We start from the raw sequence: 14487 nt of genomic DNA on the forward strand, positions 1-14487 counted from the left end.
GTCACCACTAACAAAATAGGGAGCTTTATGCTACGGCTAGGCTTCCTTAACGGTACGGTTAAGATAACCAGCTAAAGGAATGGCTGGCTTTAATTCTTTTAGCTATCTCTGGCTTCAGCCATCAGTAATCCTTTTTCCACCCAGAGCCTCACACTGATCCCCTTAACCTCGATAAACAAGGGTTGCTGACCTTTAGATAAGACGGGGAGTTTGCCATATATCTTAGGATCATAACCAACTTCGTACAAAGTAACTTTCTTACCTGCTGATGTTTGAAACCGGATCTGTGCCGCTGTCACTCCCTGAATTGAACAGTACCGCCCTCCCAACATGCGATTATTTTGTGGAGCCAAAAGTGCTGAGTTAACGATGGAAAAATCCAACTGCGTGAAGTAATGCTTCAGAGGTAAAATTGTTTCAGCTTTAAGTTCTAACGGCTTCATTTTAATATGGTTCATCGCCACTTCATTGGCAATCAAATCGATTTTTGTTGGCTGCGGCTGATAAAAATGCAAACTCACCATTAGCAACATCACCACACTGGCAGTCATCGCCATCAATACCCCGATTCTTCTGGGTTGCTTTGACTTTAATTCTTGTCGCTCAGGTTCGACGTGATCAGTAATCCCTCCCAGCAGATGTTCAAACTTATTCAGTTGTTCATCATCGAGTTTCTGTAGCTCAATTAAAGATCTAGCCGCGGCTTTAAAAGAGGAGTTTGTTGGCTCATGTTTCCTATTCATAATCTACCACCGAAACTCCTATTCCGTTTAGTCTCAGATACATCTGCGACTTTCTGCTTAATGCGATGTAATCGTGACAATATAGTTCCTCTGGGTTGCATCAACTCCGAAGAGATCTCTGATGCGGTATAACCATCGACAGCCCATAAGTAGAGGACTTCGCGTTCAGCTGTATTTAAGAGAGCAAACACATACTCAATCAAATTATGTTGTATCTCCAACTCCTCAACACTGGTTTCATCTAGCAAGATAGGCGCCCCATCCTCGATAGACTCAAAGGCAATAATTTGATTTCGACGACAATCATCAACAAATTGGTTGCGGATAATTTTACGAATATAAGCATTGGAATACTCAGCTGCTTTATCGCGGCGGAGCCATTTTTCCAATGACGTTTGCAGTAGATCTTCCGCATTTCGATGCTCAGAGGTGAGACAGTAACAGTAACGAAACAATCCCTGTAACAGTTCTCGAGTCAGCATTGTAGACCTTCACAATGAAAACCACATACCCACCCTTTACTAATAGCCCAGTTCAATGCTGCCATATCGGATCCTGACTCACTTATCTGATCTAAAGTGCGTGACAAGGTTATATCGACAAGTATCTGATACAGCTCAGGAGCAATGCGCTGAACCTTAGGTTTAAATGGATCTCGATAGACGCAAAAATGATAGATTTCAACTGGGTCGGAAATATCCACAGCCTCTTTACCCTCTTGATATTTTATCCATAACTCATAAAGAGGATAGCTGGAGCTAAGCAGTTTGATGTCAGGACGTAATAACATCACAGCATCAGCCTGCTGATCCTCACAAAGAAACTCAAGCTGCGAAAAAGGGGAGCACACCAGTCCATCACCTGCGTAATAACTCAGTTGCAGTAGCCACTCAAGTTGCGCAAGATCAGCAAGATAGTTAACCCCCTCAAACTCTGAATGTGTCGTGATAATCTCGGCGATCAAAAGAGGAAATGACTCACCGTATTGATTCAGATCACTCACTTTCAAGGGATAGTGTTGTTGATAATTTTGGGCTAGCTGCTCGAAACAAGTTTCACCCAAAATAGACTCGCTAATAGGAAAAGTCGCTCTCATAGCTGCCATTAAAGCTTGCTTACTGTTATTACGATATACAGATAAACGGTTTATCTCTCTCGCGTTAACCATAGCAAGCAATTGCTTATCATGCCCTTCTTCCCTAAGTGCATTGACAAAAGCATCTTGCCACTCAGCTAAACGCATCACTTTCCCTTAAGAGATCAGAACCAGAGACCACCTCTTGCGCTGCCTGCAAAATATCGGCAGCGATAGTTCTCTCTTGACGTAAACGTTGCAGTGAAGGTAGATCGCTATCCCACTCAATCATGCTGGGGATTGGTCCATTCTTAACCACAAAATGAGTAAAAGCTTGCCACACTTCTTTATCAACCGGGTGATTATGGGCATCGAGTAGAAAGTCGCCCTTATCATGAAAGCCAGCTAAATGTATCTGCTTAACTCGATCAACTGGAATCGCATCGATAAACGCCTGCATATCCTGATTAAGGTTATTCGCCGTAACGTAGGCATTATTAATATCCAGTAATAGATAACAGTCTGCTTGCTCGGCAACGGCGGCGATAAACTCCCCCTCAGTCATTTCATTAAATTGGCAACTTAGATAGGTAGACACGTTTTCCAGCAGAATTCTTTCACCCATAAAGTCCTGCACCTGGATGATACGTTGGCTTAAATGGCTCACAGCCTCTTGGGTATAAGGCATAGGCAATAGATCTGGTACCTTCAACGTGGCATTACCAGAGAAGCTGGCATGCTCTGAATACCAAAGAGCGCCAGTCTCCTTTTTCAACCTCTGAATTTGTTTAAGGTAGTCCAGATCCAATGCAGGTTGGCCGCCTAATGAAAGTCCGACACTATGGAGAACGATGGGATAACGCTCGCTTATCGCAAGCAGCATCTTCTTATTCAGCCCCCCGTTAACTAGCCAGTTATCCACTAGGACTTCAAACCAGGGAATATCGATCTCACCTGCAGCTAAGATCTCCTGCACATGAGGCAGACGCAAGCCAATGCCTGCGCCCGCTAAACTCGCTACTGACATTATGATTTCGCTGGCTTAACAGCTTTGACTTCCCCATCAGTGATCTTGTCACAAGTACCCGCAGGCACATAGACCCATTCATTAGGTAGGTTGTTCTCCTTAGCTTGACCAGCACAACCATGGCTAGCATCCAATGCACCACAGTCGTTGGATCCAGCTTTCGCGATACCCGCACATTTTTCCCACTGAGTTGGCTGATCAGGTACCGCATTAGCCCCCACGGATAAGCCTGCTGCCAAAATTCCCGCAACGGTCAAACCCAATGTTTTATTTAATGATGTCATCTCGTTTAATCCTTTATAAAAAGTGAAGTGTTCACTCCTATAACGAATTACACAGAAGTTTGATTGCATAGATTGAAAAAAAGGCGAAAAAAAACCAGCAATAAAACAAAGCTGGTTTTTAGATAACGTAAGTAGACTAACCAATAATGCTTAAATAGCCTTTCAGAATGATGGCGTTAACGATATCAATAAAGAAGGCTCCAACGATAGGCACCACCATAAAAGCTTGAGGAGAAGGCCCAGTTCTTGATACAAGCGCCCCCATATTCATCACCGCCGTTGGTGTTGCCCCCAAACCAAAACCACAATGACCACCAGCCATCACCGCGGCATCGTAATTACTGCCCATCAATCTAAAGGTGACAAAATAGGCAAATAGCGCTAATGCCACTGTTTGCACAAGTAAGATGGCCAGTAGAGGCAAGGCAAGATCGAATATCTCCCACAATTTAAGGTTCATCAAGGCCATAGCTAGAAACAAGGAGAGCGAAACCGTACCTAATACATCAACACTTTCGCTCTTGATCTTATAACCATGGGACAGCTCGGTAATATTTGCTATCACCACTCCAAGGAAAAGGGCATAGACGAATTCAGGCATTTTTAGCCAGCTTATCTCTAAGTAAATCACCAGAGTTGAGATCCACTTAGCTCCTGCGACACACAACAGCAGGATAAACAGAACTTCAAGAATACTCTTAGATGTAACTCTATCCTCCTCTAACTGATCATAAGTCACCAGCTCAGGATAATCTTTGTGGTGGTTACCACCAACCCCATATGAAGAGACGAGATTATTCTTATTAATCAGTCTCTGAGCCACCGGCCCACCGATAATACCGCCCATCACTAAACCAAATGTCGCCGCAGCCATAGCAAATTCAAGGGTATTGACACCATAATCCTCTAAGAAAGTTTGCGCCCAAGCGGCACCCGTTCCATGACCACCCGAAAGCGTAATAGAGCCAGCAATCAATCCCATGAAAGGTTCTAAGCCTAATGCGGTTGCCATGCTAACACCAACAGCATTTTGGACCACAATAAACACTGAAGTTATCCCTAAGAAAAGGAATACCTTAGAGCCTCCCTTAAGCAGTAATTTATAACTAGCGGCAAGGCCAACGGTACTAAAAAACATCAGCATTAAGGTGTTTTGCATCGACAGTGAAAACTGGATAGATACCCGATTAAAATGCAGTATGGTAATGACTGCAGCAACGATAAGACCACCGACAATAGGCTCAGGGATATTATACTTTTTGAATAGCGGGACATGACGATTGATGGTGTGCCCGACAAATAGTACAAAAATTGCCACTAGAAATGACTCTAGTTCGCCAATTGAATAAACTGTATTCATAAAACTCCTATTAAAAGATCCGTAGTTTTAATCTTTTCATTATGATCTAAGTTCTAGCTGAACTTAGATCATCGCTCTTCATCCGGAGCGACTCTATGTTGACAAGCTCAATGTATAAGGTGAGACAGCCGTACATCTTGCCACAAGAGTTCAATTTTTCTATGAATCCGAGCCAATAATAAATAACGACATTCAACGAACAAGAACGCGATCACACTTTGCGCAAACTCAAATGTGATCAATGCGATTTTTTTTAGGTTTTACAGGTGCAAAAGAACGATGTCGCAACACAACAAACTCAATTAAACAACCAGCAACAAACATGTTTAACCGATAACGCTGAGATAGCCTTGAAGAATAATGGCGTTAACGATATCGATAAAGAAGGCGCCTACGATTGGCACGACCATAAAGGCTTGAGGTGAAGGCCCAGTTCTCGATACAAGCGCCCCCATATTCATCACTGCAGTTGGCGTTGCCCCCATACCGAAACCGCAATGTCCTCCAGCCATGACAGCTGCATCATAGTTACTGCCCATCAACCTAAAAGTGACAAAATAAGCAAACAAAGCAAGAGTAATGGTTTGAACCAACAAGATGACCAGTAATGGCAGAGCCAGATCGAATATCTCCCATAACTTAAGGTTCATCAAAGCCATGGCTAAAAACAAAGATAACGAAACGGTACCTAACACATCGACACTTTCACTTTTAATCTTATAGCCATGAGAGAGTTCAGTGATATTGGTGATAATAACACCAATAAATAGGGCATATACAAACTCAGGCATTTTCAACCAGCTAATGTCCAGAGTAGTAATAAAAGCCGCAACCCACTTCGCGCCTGAAACACATAAAAGCAGAATAAACATCACCTCTAAAATACTCTTAGCTGTGACTCTGTCTTCTTCAAGCTGATCGTAAGTCACCAAATCTGGGTGATCTTTATGGTGGTTTCCTCCCACACCGTAGGAGGAAACCAGATTATTTTTATTGATTAACCTTTGAGCCACTGGCCCACCGATAATCCCTCCCATAACTAGACCAAAAGTAGCGGCAGCCATAGCAAACTCTAACGTGTTGATACCATAGCTTTCTTGAAAAGTATGTGCCCAAGCGACACCGGTTCCATGGCCTCCAGAAAGCGTAATAGAGCCAGCAATCAAGCCCATTAAAGGCTCTAACCCTAGCGCAGTAGCCATACTAACGCCTACCGCATTCTGGATCAGAATAAACACAGAGGCGATCCCGAGGAACAAAAAGACTTTCGACCCGCCTTTTAGTAACAACTTATAGTTAGCAGCTAAACCTACCGTACTGAAAAACATCAACATTAATGTTTTCTGCATCGATAGAGTAAACTCGAGAGTAACATTATTGAAGTGTAGAATAGTGATAATAGCAGCCACAATAAGACCACCAACGATGGGCTCCGGGATATTATACTTTCTAAAAAAAGCGACATGGCGGTTGATTGTGTGCCCTATAAACAGCACTAAAATTGCCACTAAAAACGACTCAAGTTCGCCAATTGAATAAACTGTATTCATGAAACTCCTATTTGAAGATCCGCAATTTTAACTTCAACATCCAGTACCGAATCACAAGTGAACCGATAAATAGACACTAAAACTACGTTCTCCATTCGGTCGTACTACGCCCACAAACAAAAAGCAGGCTCCGCACATGAGATGAGACAGTTGCACAAAGTGCCATAACTACTCGTGTTTACGATAACGCTCAAGTAGTGAAATATTCTCACTACTTATTAGATAAAAATCATACAATGTTAAGTGAGCATCTAAATCTATAGGTTTTAAGACAAACAGATAACTGACTACTACTTTCGTTATTGGATTTATTGATGCGAGGAGAGAGGTTAACCTTGGCTCATATTTGAAGTTGGTATGCCATCAATGCTGGCCTTCGAGATAAGTGCACGTTCAGCTTTAGAGATATATTTAGGCTTGTTACTCGAATGAAGTTTAGCATTGGCTTTTTTAGCCTTGCCTTTCAATGTTTCGTTGATTTTCTTCTTTCTATTCATCTCTAACCCACTCTATTTTGATTCTTACTCGATCCATCAGGATAGAGATAAAGGCCGCGCATTATAGCGCATTTCCCTCCCAGAATCGAAATTCAGACTGTTTTTAAGCACATCTCAGGTTGATTTAACACAATAAAGTAAGGAAGGACGGTAGATAGTTTTGAGTTAACTATCTAATATTAATTAAAAATAAACTATATACAGTATAAGAGTAGAACAATGTTTTAATTCGGATAAAAGCCAACTTAACCAAAGTACAAACCAGCACGCAACAAGACGCGACAAATAGATACAACCAACCCACTAACACAACAAACTAGCAGTGTGTATTTTATTCACTTAGTTACCTCAAACGCCATGCTTTCGCACTTACAGTGACTTAATAACAGTAGAACCTGCTGCAACGATTGGCTTCCCTCAACCCTTTAGATAAAAACAAAAAACACAGCCAAATGACTGTGTTTTTTGTCTATTTAAGCCGCTAAAGCTCATCAAATCTGAAAACTATTTTGTCACAACCCAAAGCGCATGCAGCAAACCAGGGATAAAGAATAATAGACAGAGAATAATATTGATCAAAAGATCTTTGCCCACACCACATTTCAAAAACACGGCCACGGGTGGCAACAAGATGGCGATCACTATGAGTAATAGCTTATTGGTGTCCATTTACTATTTCCTTTTAATTAATTATTTTTGTTTTGGCCAATCTAATCTCTCAGGCTCAGACCATATTTGCAACTGCTTTATTGTATCTTCTGCAGCAAAACATACTCCACTAACGGGTAAATTCACATATTTGTACGATTGGCCGCGAAAAATAAAGTGTAAACAGAATGCGTGTAAGTAACCTCTATCGGCCTCCTCTCCACCATAGAGTTGGTCACCTAAAATTGGCACTCCAATACTCGCTAACGCAACCCTAAGTTGATGTGTCTTACCACTTAATGGTTTTAGCAGATATAAACGAAGCCCTTCAGCTACTGACTGAGAGAAAAACTGCGTCTTCGCGGGGTTCTCCATAGTTCGCAATAACTTGTGCATACTGCGACGGGATTTAGCCATGTCACCAACAATCGAACCTTGTTTCTTTTTCGGTTTACCTTTAGCCAAGGCAAGATAGTATTTCTGCACGTTATGCTCGGTGAACAACTGAGTAAACTCAGCTGCCGCTTGGCTCGACTTAGCAAACAGTAAAAGTCCAGAAGTCAGCGTATCTAGACGGTGAACCGAATAAAGTTTAATGGCTAAGTCTTTCTCAATCCTTGCCATGACACCTGCGGTGCCGTCTTGACTATGAAAATGAACATTATGGGATTTAGCGATCACGATGAAATCGGTTTCATCGGCAATAATTTGGTACATCTCTATCTCACTATCTATTTGAGCTTAAGCATTAAAAAATCAAAAAGTGATGCTGACGATCAACCCTGGAGTATTATCCATCAACTTAACCTTAGCATTGTGCCTCGCTAAAATAGCCTTCACCAGCGATAAGCCCAAGCCTGTCCCCTGATAATGTCGACTAGGATCTAATCTCACCAGACGTTCGAATACTCGAGCTTTCTCCTCATCTGGGATCCCTGGGCCATTATCGCGGATCTGTATCTCGCTACCCAGCTGAACAATCTCAATTTTGGCGCCCTCGCCCGCGTACTTAATCGCATTATCGACCAGATTAAACAAAGCCTGAAATAACAGATACTTGTCCCCTGTCATCTGCACATCACCTGAGGTGGTTAAACTAAGTGTCTGCTCATTACTCTCTGCCATAACCTCGGCCATCTCATAGAGATCTTCACACAAGACTTTCAGATTAAAGTCCTGTAACTCTAATGTTTGCTGTCCCTCTTCGATACGAGTCAAAGACAACATGGCATCAAATGTCGCTAAGCAGTGATCTAACTTTTCCGTCAAGATTGCGCAAGCTTCTGGAAGCTCCTGAGAAGTTTTATCCGGTAGCTCCTCTAAACCAATTCTCAAGTGTGACAGAGGCGTTCTCAAATCGTGAGCAATATTGTCTGTCGCTCCTCTCACAGCAAGCAAATTATTTTCTAGAGTATCCAACACGCGATTAAACTTACCCGCCAGCATATCAAACTCATCCTGACGCCAACTCACAGGCAAGCGAGTAGAGTACTCTCCCTTCTCTATCAACCGACTGAGGCGATTATATTGGACAAGTCTGCGTAAAATGGCTTTAGAAAAGAGATAGCCTAAGGCCAGTGTCAGTAAAATAGTTAACATCAGAGCGGTAATTGCCGCATTCACGAAGCGGTCGATCAGTGTCGCAAGCTGATCGGTACGGGTTGCAATAAGTACAGGCCCGTAGCGAGTCATGACTAAGCCACCGGTCAAAATATGTAACTTATCAGGACCTGGAGTTAAAATAGGAAATTCGCGGGTTTTAGGCAACATGGGCATATCATCGGGGATTAAGCTTAATGCCCCAACAAGATCTAAGGAGCTGCGCCACACGACCAGAGCCGTTTCAGGATCGGCGGCTTTTACTTGAGCGGCAAAACTAGTCTTATCTAAGGTCAGCGCCATCTGTAGATAGCGCGCCCTTTCAGATGCTAGATGTTGATCTGTTTGTAGCTCTTGTTCATTCATCAACTGCCGATACATGCCAAGCAGTAAAGTACCAATAATGAGCGTAACCAGAGCTGAAAAAATAATCGTAATGCGCCAAGCACTACTCTGATAGGGCTTAATTCCCTTGACGGAGACGATAGCCAGCACCCCTGACGGTTTCAATCAGCTCGCCGAAACCAAGCTCTTCGAACTTACGTCTAAGCTTTGCAATATGTACATCGATCACGTTAGTGCGAGGATCAAAGTGGTAATCCCATACTGCTTCAAATAGCAGTGTACGGCTGATCACTTGATTCGGGTGTTCCATCAAATATTTTAACAGCTGAAACTCTTTAGGCTGCAACATCAACTCATTACCATCTAAGGTGACTTTACGAGTGAGTAGCTCCATCATCAGATTACCCACTGTTAACCCGGTTTCTGCTGGTTGAGATAAACCACGCTGCATCAGCTTTTCGGCTCTAACTAACAGCTCTGAAAAGGCAAACGGCTTAGTCATGTAGTCATCGCCACCGGCACGTAGACCTTTGACCCGCTCATCCACATGACTTAATGCCGACAAAATCAACACCGGAGTCTGACTCCCCGTGGCCCTCAATGCTGCTAGCAACTTAAGTCCATCGAGTTGAGGCAGCATACGATCCAGCAAAATCAGATCATACTTCATGCTTGTCGCAAGCAATAAGCCTTGATGACCGTCAGAGGCGGTTTCAATATTGTGACCTTGCTCGGTAAAACCTTTAACGACATATTCGATGGTCGTTGCATCATCTTCTACAAGTAATATTTTCATACGGTAACTTAATCCCAGGTTAGCAATGGCAGTGGACGCTGGTTTTTTATATCGAAAGCGAGTCTATGCTTGCCATCTTCGTCAATAAGCTCGATTTCTAAGTAACTGATCCCAAGATCATGATCGATTTGAGCCTCTAAAATATGACCATGGCGACCATTCATCGCCTTATGGACTAATGTGTAGAAGCTTTGATTTATATCTTCCATCAAAAGTACAGCCTGAAGACCATCTTTGTCGTCAGCTTCCAGAGTTTCCACTTTTTGGTGAATCAAATGACCATCTTTAGCTTTAAATTCAAATTCGGTGATCGTCTCTCTCTCAGTATCGATTATCGACACCTCATAAATCAATTCGCCATTCTTGACATCGATCTCGAATTCACATATCACACCAGAATATTGTTTTTCGATCTTGAGCATTAAGGCCTGAGGCGTTAGGTTCTGTTGATCAGACAACAGCTCTAAAACGGATTGTTCAGCCAAAGTCGAAGCTGAAAAACCTACACTTGAAAAAAGCGCTAAACCCAATAGCCAACGTGTCATGGCTCCACCCTTAATCATCACAATAACCTTCATCTTATATCAATCGAAAAAACTTTACTGCTAAGCTACTCTACTGAGGATTTTATTCAGCGACTAACATCATGCTATCAATTTCTATTTCAATACCTTGCCACTCATCATCGACTTCGCCTTTGAGCGTCACTTTAGTATCACTATTCACTTCAATGTTACGCCAGAGTGCATTGTCTATTTCTACTTCAACATCGCCAGTACTATCACGGAATAGATAATTCTCATCACCTAAGCTTTTTACTAAATAACCCGTCAACTCGACAGGGGTATTATTCTTAGCATGACTGGCATCTTTGGCGTTGTTGACTAAGGTCTCAACACCTGGACCATTATATGCTGCGAATGCTGGCAAGGTTAATACACATGATAAAATAATTGTACCGACTAATGCTTTAGACATCTTGTTTCTCCATTGATAAGTAATCCCAGATTTTACGGGATTGACCATATTGTGGAGATGGAAAAAAGATTAACCTTTGATCATTAATAACTAGGCGCACAATGCTTTAGGGGCAATGCGTGTCAGCTTGCAATCAAGACTCTAAAATATGAATTAACTCAGACTTCAGCGCGACCTCTGTGACCATACCAACAGCCAGCCCAATTTTATTGGAGTAATGCAGTGGTACCTCAGCGTGCAATTGATGCTTCACCCCTTTAACACTCGCAATTAGCCTGACGGTTTCTCCCATGGTTAACATGGAATCTATGATGACCTCGAGTTTATTAAAGCTGCGACAAAGACGTCCCTGCTTGATAGAGTTAAAACGTACACCTTGGTTCGGGATCACCCAGCGCACTTTTGCTCCCACCTCCAAGCTCTCAAAGTAAGTGCTGGCAATGAGATGTTCACCAAACTTGAGCCAAGTGATCTGTCGCTCCTCCTCTTGAGCAATAACATGGGCATCGAAAATATTTCTCAAGCCCATCTGTTTAGCAACAGCTTCACTGCGCGGTCGCGTCAAAACCTCGTGTGGCACACCTTGCTGAAGCATCTTACCTTGACTAATCAAGATCATATTATCGGCAAGTAATAGCGCTTCATTAAGATCATGAGTCACCATGACCACCGGAATAGACAGTTGTGATTTAAGACGAGCAAGTTCTAAATACAAACGCTCTCGTGTTTCTCTGTCTACCGCAGAAAAAGGTTCATCCAGTAATAATACCGATGGTTCACGAGCCAGTGCTCGTGCCAAGGCGACCCTTTGCCTCTGCCCGCCAGATAAATTAGCAGGTAGTCTGTCAGGCAGACCGTGAAGGTTCACCCGCTCCAACCACTCTTTCGCTCTGGGTATCCGTTCAGCTTTTGGAATATGATCTAACGCCGCCACCACGTTGCCTAATGCAGTCAGATTTGGGAATAGACCAAAGTGTTGTGGCACATAGCCTAAATGACGTTGTTGGGGACTAAGGTGGACCTTATCTGTATCGTTGAACCAATCCTTCTCACCATAACGGATCACGCCAGACTCGGGATGATTAAGCCCTGCAATCATTCGCAGCAGCGTCGACTTCCCCCCACCAGAGGGACCGACAACCGCAAGCACTTCGCCCGCTTTACACACAAATTCGGCATCCAACTTTATGTGTTTATCTTGTTTAATTCGACAATAGAGATCACCGACGTCTTGAGACATGTGCAGCCCCCATACGTCTGGATAGACTGGTCGTAAAGGCCAATACTGTGACCGCAAAAACCAATAAGACTAGAGACATCTGTCCGGCACTGGCAAAATCGAAAGCTTGCACACTATCATAGATAGAGATGGCGATAGTCTTGGTCTCTCCTGCAATATTACCGCCCATCATCAACACCACACCAAACTCGCCTAAAACATGTGAGAAACAGAGCACTAAAGCGGTTAATACACCAGGCCATACCATAGGTAATTCAATCTTAAACAGCACCTTTAATCGACTCATACCACAGCAGGCTGCCGCATCCCGAACATCTTCAGGCACAGCTTCAAACGCACGCTGAATAGGTTGAACAGCAAAGGGGATATTAACCACAATAGAAGCAACCACTAAACCAGAGAAACTGAACACCAATTGATGACCGAATAAGCGCTCTAACATCTGTCCAAGCCAAGATTGACTGCCTAGCCCCACAAGCAGGTAATAACCGATAACGGTTGGAGGCAATACCAAGGGAACCATGATCAGGGCTTCAACCCATGACTTACCTCTAAATTGGCGATAAGCAAGAAAGCGACTCACGATTATCGCAAAAGGAATTAAGATCAACACTGTGACACTACTGAGTTTGACCGATAACAGCAGAGCTTCCCAATCCATTAGTTAGTCACCTGTTATTACTTTAGTGGGTAGACCAAAGCCAAATTCACTGAATACCTGACGTGCGCTATCGGTTTGCAAAAACTGGTAAAACGCTCTCGCAGTGGGTCCCGCTTTATTGGTCAGCACCATACGCTGATAGATGGGAGCATGGAGCGACTCGGGTAGCGCCTGATAGTGCCCCATCTTCTGAAATTGCGGTGCGATGGCCAATGATAGTGCGATGATACCGCCCTGAGTCGAGCCACTGACGGCAAACTGTGCCGCTTGAGCGACATTCTCACCATAAATGAGCTTTGGCGTGATGGACTCCCATAAGCCAAATTGTTTTAGTAGGCCGCGAGCTCGCTCTCCATAAGGCGCATGATCTGGATTGGCAATAGCAAAACGCTTGAGTTCACCACTGTCGATTAATGCCTTTAATCCCGTTAATTCAGGATCCAACTTAAGCGACGAGTTATTAGGTGCAACAATGGCAAGCCGACCCACGGCATAGAGAACGCCATCATCGACCGTCACACCTGACTTGGCTAGCTGCTCAATGTATTTTTCATCAGCCGACATAAATATTTGAAAAGGAGCACCATGTTGAATCTGCGCCACAAAGTTTCCCGAAGAGCCATAGGAAAGTCGTACCTTCGACCCAGTATCTTGAGTAAATTGCTTAGCAAGTTCATCCAGCGCAAACTTAATATTTGATGCAGCAGCAATTACTGGCACATCCTGCCCCGCTAACACCCCTTTACTCAATACCAATAGTGGCAGCAGTATGGATAGCATGATCACTCTTAACTTCATTGAGCTATTCCCCTAGCAAACTAATTATTTTTTATCCCACATCTTAGCAGCTTGTTCATCGGCATCTTTAGCTTCAACCCAACTTTTGCCTGTTTCACCAGCTTCTAACTTCCAAAAAGGTGCTTTAGTTTTAAGGAAATCGATCAAAAATTCACAGGCAGCAAAAGCGGCTTTTCGATGGGCGCTGGTCACGCCAATAAACACAATCTGTTCACCTAAGGCCATAGTGCCAACACGGTGTATGATGGTCACCTTGTTTAACGGCCAACGCTCACGAGCCTCGATAGCTATCTGCTTTAGCACCGCTTCGGTCATTCCAGGGTAATGCTCTAAGGTCAGATCCGTCACCACACTGCCATCGTTAAAGTCTCTAACTTTACCGACAAAAGTCACCACTGCGCCGTCACTATTATCGTCGGCGATCAGAGCATACTCTTCAGGCACACTGAAGTCCTGAGTCTGAACCAGCACTTTATTCAAAATAGCCGACATAATTAGTCTCCTGTTACTGGAGGGAAAGAGACATCTAGACCATAACGATTGCGATCGGCAACAAATGCCCACCTATCAATAACATTAAAGTCCTGAGTCTGAAACTCCCTACTCGCCTTACTCAAATGTAATGGCATAACTAGCCTCCGGTAACCGGTGGGAAAAATGCTACCTCATCGCCATCTTGAACTTGTGTATCCCAACCGCTAATGGTTTGGTTTACGGCGACAAGCAGTTTATCTGATGCTAATATTTTGCCCCACTTGTCATCCGTTGATGCAAGTGCAGCACGCAATGACTCGGCAGTAGTGATCTCGGAAGTTGCTTCAACTTGTCTAGAACTTTCGCCTAAAAGCTCTCTCACCTGTGCAAAAAACAAAACATTAATCATGAT

At 43.4% G+C, this 14487-nt stretch carries 20 protein-coding genes; all 20 read right to left on the bottom strand.

The features are described from left to right. Window positions 1–98: 98 nt before the first annotated feature. The 20 genes from HWQ47_RS26920 to moaD all read right to left on the bottom strand — a co-directional run bounded on the left by HWQ47_RS26920 (window position 99) and on the right by moaD (window position 14484). Entirely contained in the window at window positions 99–743 is a 645-nt protein-coding gene (locus tag HWQ47_RS26920; RefSeq protein ID WP_269968996.1) for a hypothetical protein, read from the bottom strand. Continuing rightward, on the bottom strand, window positions 740–1225 hold the full coding sequence (locus HWQ47_RS26925; protein WP_269968997.1) for an RNA polymerase sigma factor: 486 nt from the start codon (window positions 1223–1225) through the stop codon (window positions 740–742). The genes HWQ47_RS26920 and HWQ47_RS26925 overlap by 4 nt, the downstream gene beginning before the upstream one ends. Then, on the bottom strand, window positions 1219–1986 hold the full coding sequence (locus HWQ47_RS26930; protein WP_269968998.1) for an HvfC/BufC N-terminal domain-containing protein: 768 nt from the start codon (window positions 1984–1986) through the stop codon (window positions 1219–1221). Before HWQ47_RS26930 ends, HWQ47_RS26925 begins: the two co-directional genes overlap by 7 nt. Beyond that, window positions 1973–2845 carry a DUF692 domain-containing protein gene (locus tag HWQ47_RS26935; RefSeq protein WP_269968999.1) on the bottom strand — a complete coding sequence of 291 codons (873 nt, stop codon included), beginning with the start codon at window positions 2843–2845 and terminating at the stop codon, window positions 1973–1975. The genes HWQ47_RS26930 and HWQ47_RS26935 overlap by 14 nt, the downstream gene beginning before the upstream one ends. Beyond that, window positions 2845–3129, bottom strand: a complete 285-nt coding sequence (locus HWQ47_RS26940) for a BufA1 family periplasmic bufferin-type metallophore (protein WP_269969000.1) — start codon at window positions 3127–3129, stop codon at window positions 2845–2847. The genes HWQ47_RS26935 and HWQ47_RS26940 overlap by 1 nt, the downstream gene beginning before the upstream one ends. A 136-nt stretch (window positions 3130–3265) precedes the next feature. After that, entirely contained in the window at window positions 3266–4489 is a 1224-nt protein-coding gene (gltS, locus tag HWQ47_RS26945; RefSeq protein WP_269969001.1) for a sodium/glutamate symporter, read from the bottom strand. A gap of 326 nt (window positions 4490–4815) precedes the next feature. After that, window positions 4816–6039, bottom strand: coding sequence for a sodium/glutamate symporter (gene gltS, locus HWQ47_RS26950; protein ID WP_269969002.1), 1224 nt, complete (start codon window positions 6037–6039; stop codon window positions 4816–4818). Between the two features lie 329 nt (window positions 6040–6368). Continuing rightward, a complete protein-coding gene (locus HWQ47_RS26955) occupies window positions 6369–6536 on the bottom strand; it encodes a DUF2986 domain-containing protein (protein ID WP_269969003.1) in 168 nt (55 codons plus the stop codon). Window positions 6537–7040: 504 nt separating this feature from the next. Then, on the bottom strand, window positions 7041–7205 hold the full coding sequence (locus HWQ47_RS26960; RefSeq protein ID WP_269969004.1) for a YqaE/Pmp3 family membrane protein: 165 nt from the start codon (window positions 7203–7205) through the stop codon (window positions 7041–7043). A gap of 21 nt (window positions 7206–7226) precedes the next feature. Next, on the bottom strand, window positions 7227–7901 hold the full coding sequence (locus HWQ47_RS26965) for a TIGR01621 family pseudouridine synthase (RefSeq protein WP_269969005.1): 675 nt from the start codon (window positions 7899–7901) through the stop codon (window positions 7227–7229). Between the two features lie 39 nt (window positions 7902–7940). Further along, window positions 7941–9164, bottom strand: coding sequence for a sensor histidine kinase (locus HWQ47_RS26970; protein ID WP_269971870.1), 1224 nt, complete (start codon window positions 9162–9164; stop codon window positions 7941–7943). Between the two features lie 82 nt (window positions 9165–9246). Continuing rightward, complete coding sequence (locus HWQ47_RS26975; protein WP_269969006.1) at window positions 9247–9924, bottom strand: response regulator transcription factor; 678 nt, start codon at window positions 9922–9924, stop codon at window positions 9247–9249. 8 nt (window positions 9925–9932) lie between these two features. Continuing rightward, entirely contained in the window at window positions 9933–10469 is a 537-nt protein-coding gene (locus tag HWQ47_RS26980; RefSeq protein ID WP_269969007.1) for a PepSY domain-containing protein, read from the bottom strand. Window positions 10470–10551: 82 nt separating this feature from the next. After that, window positions 10552–10902, bottom strand: a complete 351-nt coding sequence (locus tag HWQ47_RS26985) for a NirD/YgiW/YdeI family stress tolerance protein (protein WP_269969008.1) — start codon at window positions 10900–10902, stop codon at window positions 10552–10554. 133 nt (window positions 10903–11035) lie between these two features. Then, entirely contained in the window at window positions 11036–12142 is a 1107-nt protein-coding gene (locus HWQ47_RS26990; protein WP_269969009.1) for an ABC transporter ATP-binding protein, read from the bottom strand. Then, window positions 12123–12803, bottom strand: coding sequence for a molybdate ABC transporter permease subunit (modB, locus tag HWQ47_RS26995; protein WP_269969010.1), 681 nt, complete (start codon window positions 12801–12803; stop codon window positions 12123–12125). The genes HWQ47_RS26990 and modB overlap by 20 nt, the downstream gene beginning before the upstream one ends. Before the next feature lie 3 nt (window positions 12804–12806). Further along, the gene (gene modA, locus HWQ47_RS27000) at window positions 12807–13583 is read right to left on the bottom strand and encodes a molybdate ABC transporter substrate-binding protein (protein WP_269971871.1); all 777 of its coding nucleotides are present in this window, start codon (window positions 13581–13583) and stop codon (window positions 12807–12809) included. A gap of 42 nt (window positions 13584–13625) precedes the next feature. Beyond that, window positions 13626–14093 (bottom strand): molybdopterin synthase catalytic subunit MoaE, encoded by a 468-nt coding sequence (gene moaE, locus HWQ47_RS27005; RefSeq protein WP_269969011.1) that lies wholly within the window; start codon window positions 14091–14093, stop codon window positions 13626–13628. Window positions 14094–14095: 2 nt separating this feature from the next. Next, the gene (locus HWQ47_RS27010; protein WP_269969012.1) at window positions 14096–14230 is read right to left on the bottom strand and encodes a hypothetical protein; all 135 of its coding nucleotides are present in this window, start codon (window positions 14228–14230) and stop codon (window positions 14096–14098) included. A 2-nt stretch (window positions 14231–14232) separates the two neighbouring features. After that, a complete protein-coding gene (gene moaD, locus HWQ47_RS27015) occupies window positions 14233–14484 on the bottom strand; it encodes a molybdopterin synthase sulfur carrier subunit (protein ID WP_269969013.1) in 252 nt (83 codons plus the stop codon). Window positions 14485–14487: the final 3 nt, after the last annotated feature.

This window comes from Shewanella sp. MTB7 (genome assembly GCF_027571385.1).
Lineage (GTDB): Bacteria > Pseudomonadota > Gammaproteobacteria > Enterobacterales > Shewanellaceae > Shewanella.

What these genes read in the sequence shown, in the direction of transcription:
- HWQ47_RS26920 (WP_269968996.1), bottom strand. Translation starts at nt 743, where the DNA reads ATGAATAGGAAACATGAGCCAACAAACTCCTCTTTTAAAGCCGCGGCT.
- HWQ47_RS26925 (WP_269968997.1), bottom strand. Translation starts at nt 1,225, where the DNA reads ATGCTGACTCGAGAACTGTTACAGGGATTGTTTCGTTACTGTTACTGT.
- HWQ47_RS26930 (WP_269968998.1), bottom strand. Translation starts at nt 1,986, where the DNA reads ATGCGTTTAGCTGAGTGGCAAGATGCTTTTGTCAATGCACTTAGGGAA.
- HWQ47_RS26935 (WP_269968999.1), bottom strand. Translation starts at nt 2,845, where the DNA reads ATGTCAGTAGCGAGTTTAGCGGGCGCAGGCATTGGCTTGCGTCTGCCT.
- HWQ47_RS26940 (WP_269969000.1), bottom strand. Translation starts at nt 3,129, where the DNA reads ATGACATCATTAAATAAAACATTGGGTTTGACCGTTGCGGGAATTTTG.
- gltS (WP_269969001.1), bottom strand. Translation starts at nt 4,489, where the DNA reads ATGAATACAGTTTATTCAATTGGCGAACTAGAGTCATTTCTAGTGGCA.
- gltS (WP_269969002.1), bottom strand. Translation starts at nt 6,039, where the DNA reads ATGAATACAGTTTATTCAATTGGCGAACTTGAGTCGTTTTTAGTGGCA.
- HWQ47_RS26955 (WP_269969003.1), bottom strand. Translation starts at nt 6,536, where the DNA reads ATGAATAGAAAGAAGAAAATCAACGAAACATTGAAAGGCAAGGCTAAA.
- HWQ47_RS26960 (WP_269969004.1), bottom strand. Translation starts at nt 7,205, where the DNA reads ATGGACACCAATAAGCTATTACTCATAGTGATCGCCATCTTGTTGCCA.
- HWQ47_RS26965 (WP_269969005.1), bottom strand. Translation starts at nt 7,901, where the DNA reads ATGTACCAAATTATTGCCGATGAAACCGATTTCATCGTGATCGCTAAA.
- HWQ47_RS26970 (WP_269971870.1), bottom strand. Translation starts at nt 9,164, where the DNA reads ATGTATCGGCAGTTGATGAATGAACAAGAGCTACAAACAGATCAACAT.
- HWQ47_RS26975 (WP_269969006.1), bottom strand. Translation starts at nt 9,924, where the DNA reads ATGAAAATATTACTTGTAGAAGATGATGCAACGACCATCGAATATGTC.
- HWQ47_RS26980 (WP_269969007.1), bottom strand. Translation starts at nt 10,469, where the DNA reads ATGACACGTTGGCTATTGGGTTTAGCGCTTTTTTCAAGTGTAGGTTTT.
- HWQ47_RS26985 (WP_269969008.1), bottom strand. Translation starts at nt 10,902, where the DNA reads ATGTCTAAAGCATTAGTCGGTACAATTATTTTATCATGTGTATTAACC.
- HWQ47_RS26990 (WP_269969009.1), bottom strand. Translation starts at nt 12,142, where the DNA reads ATGTCTCAAGACGTCGGTGATCTCTATTGTCGAATTAAACAAGATAAA.
- modB (WP_269969010.1), bottom strand. Translation starts at nt 12,803, where the DNA reads ATGGATTGGGAAGCTCTGCTGTTATCGGTCAAACTCAGTAGTGTCACA.
- modA (WP_269971871.1), bottom strand. Translation starts at nt 13,583, where the DNA reads ATGCTATCCATACTGCTGCCACTATTGGTATTGAGTAAAGGGGTGTTA.
- moaE (WP_269969011.1), bottom strand. Translation starts at nt 14,093, where the DNA reads ATGTCGGCTATTTTGAATAAAGTGCTGGTTCAGACTCAGGACTTCAGT.
- HWQ47_RS27010 (WP_269969012.1), bottom strand. Translation starts at nt 14,230, where the DNA reads ATGCCATTACATTTGAGTAAGGCGAGTAGGGAGTTTCAGACTCAGGAC.
- moaD (WP_269969013.1), bottom strand. Translation starts at nt 14,484, where the DNA reads ATGATTAATGTTTTGTTTTTTGCACAGGTGAGAGAGCTTTTAGGCGAA.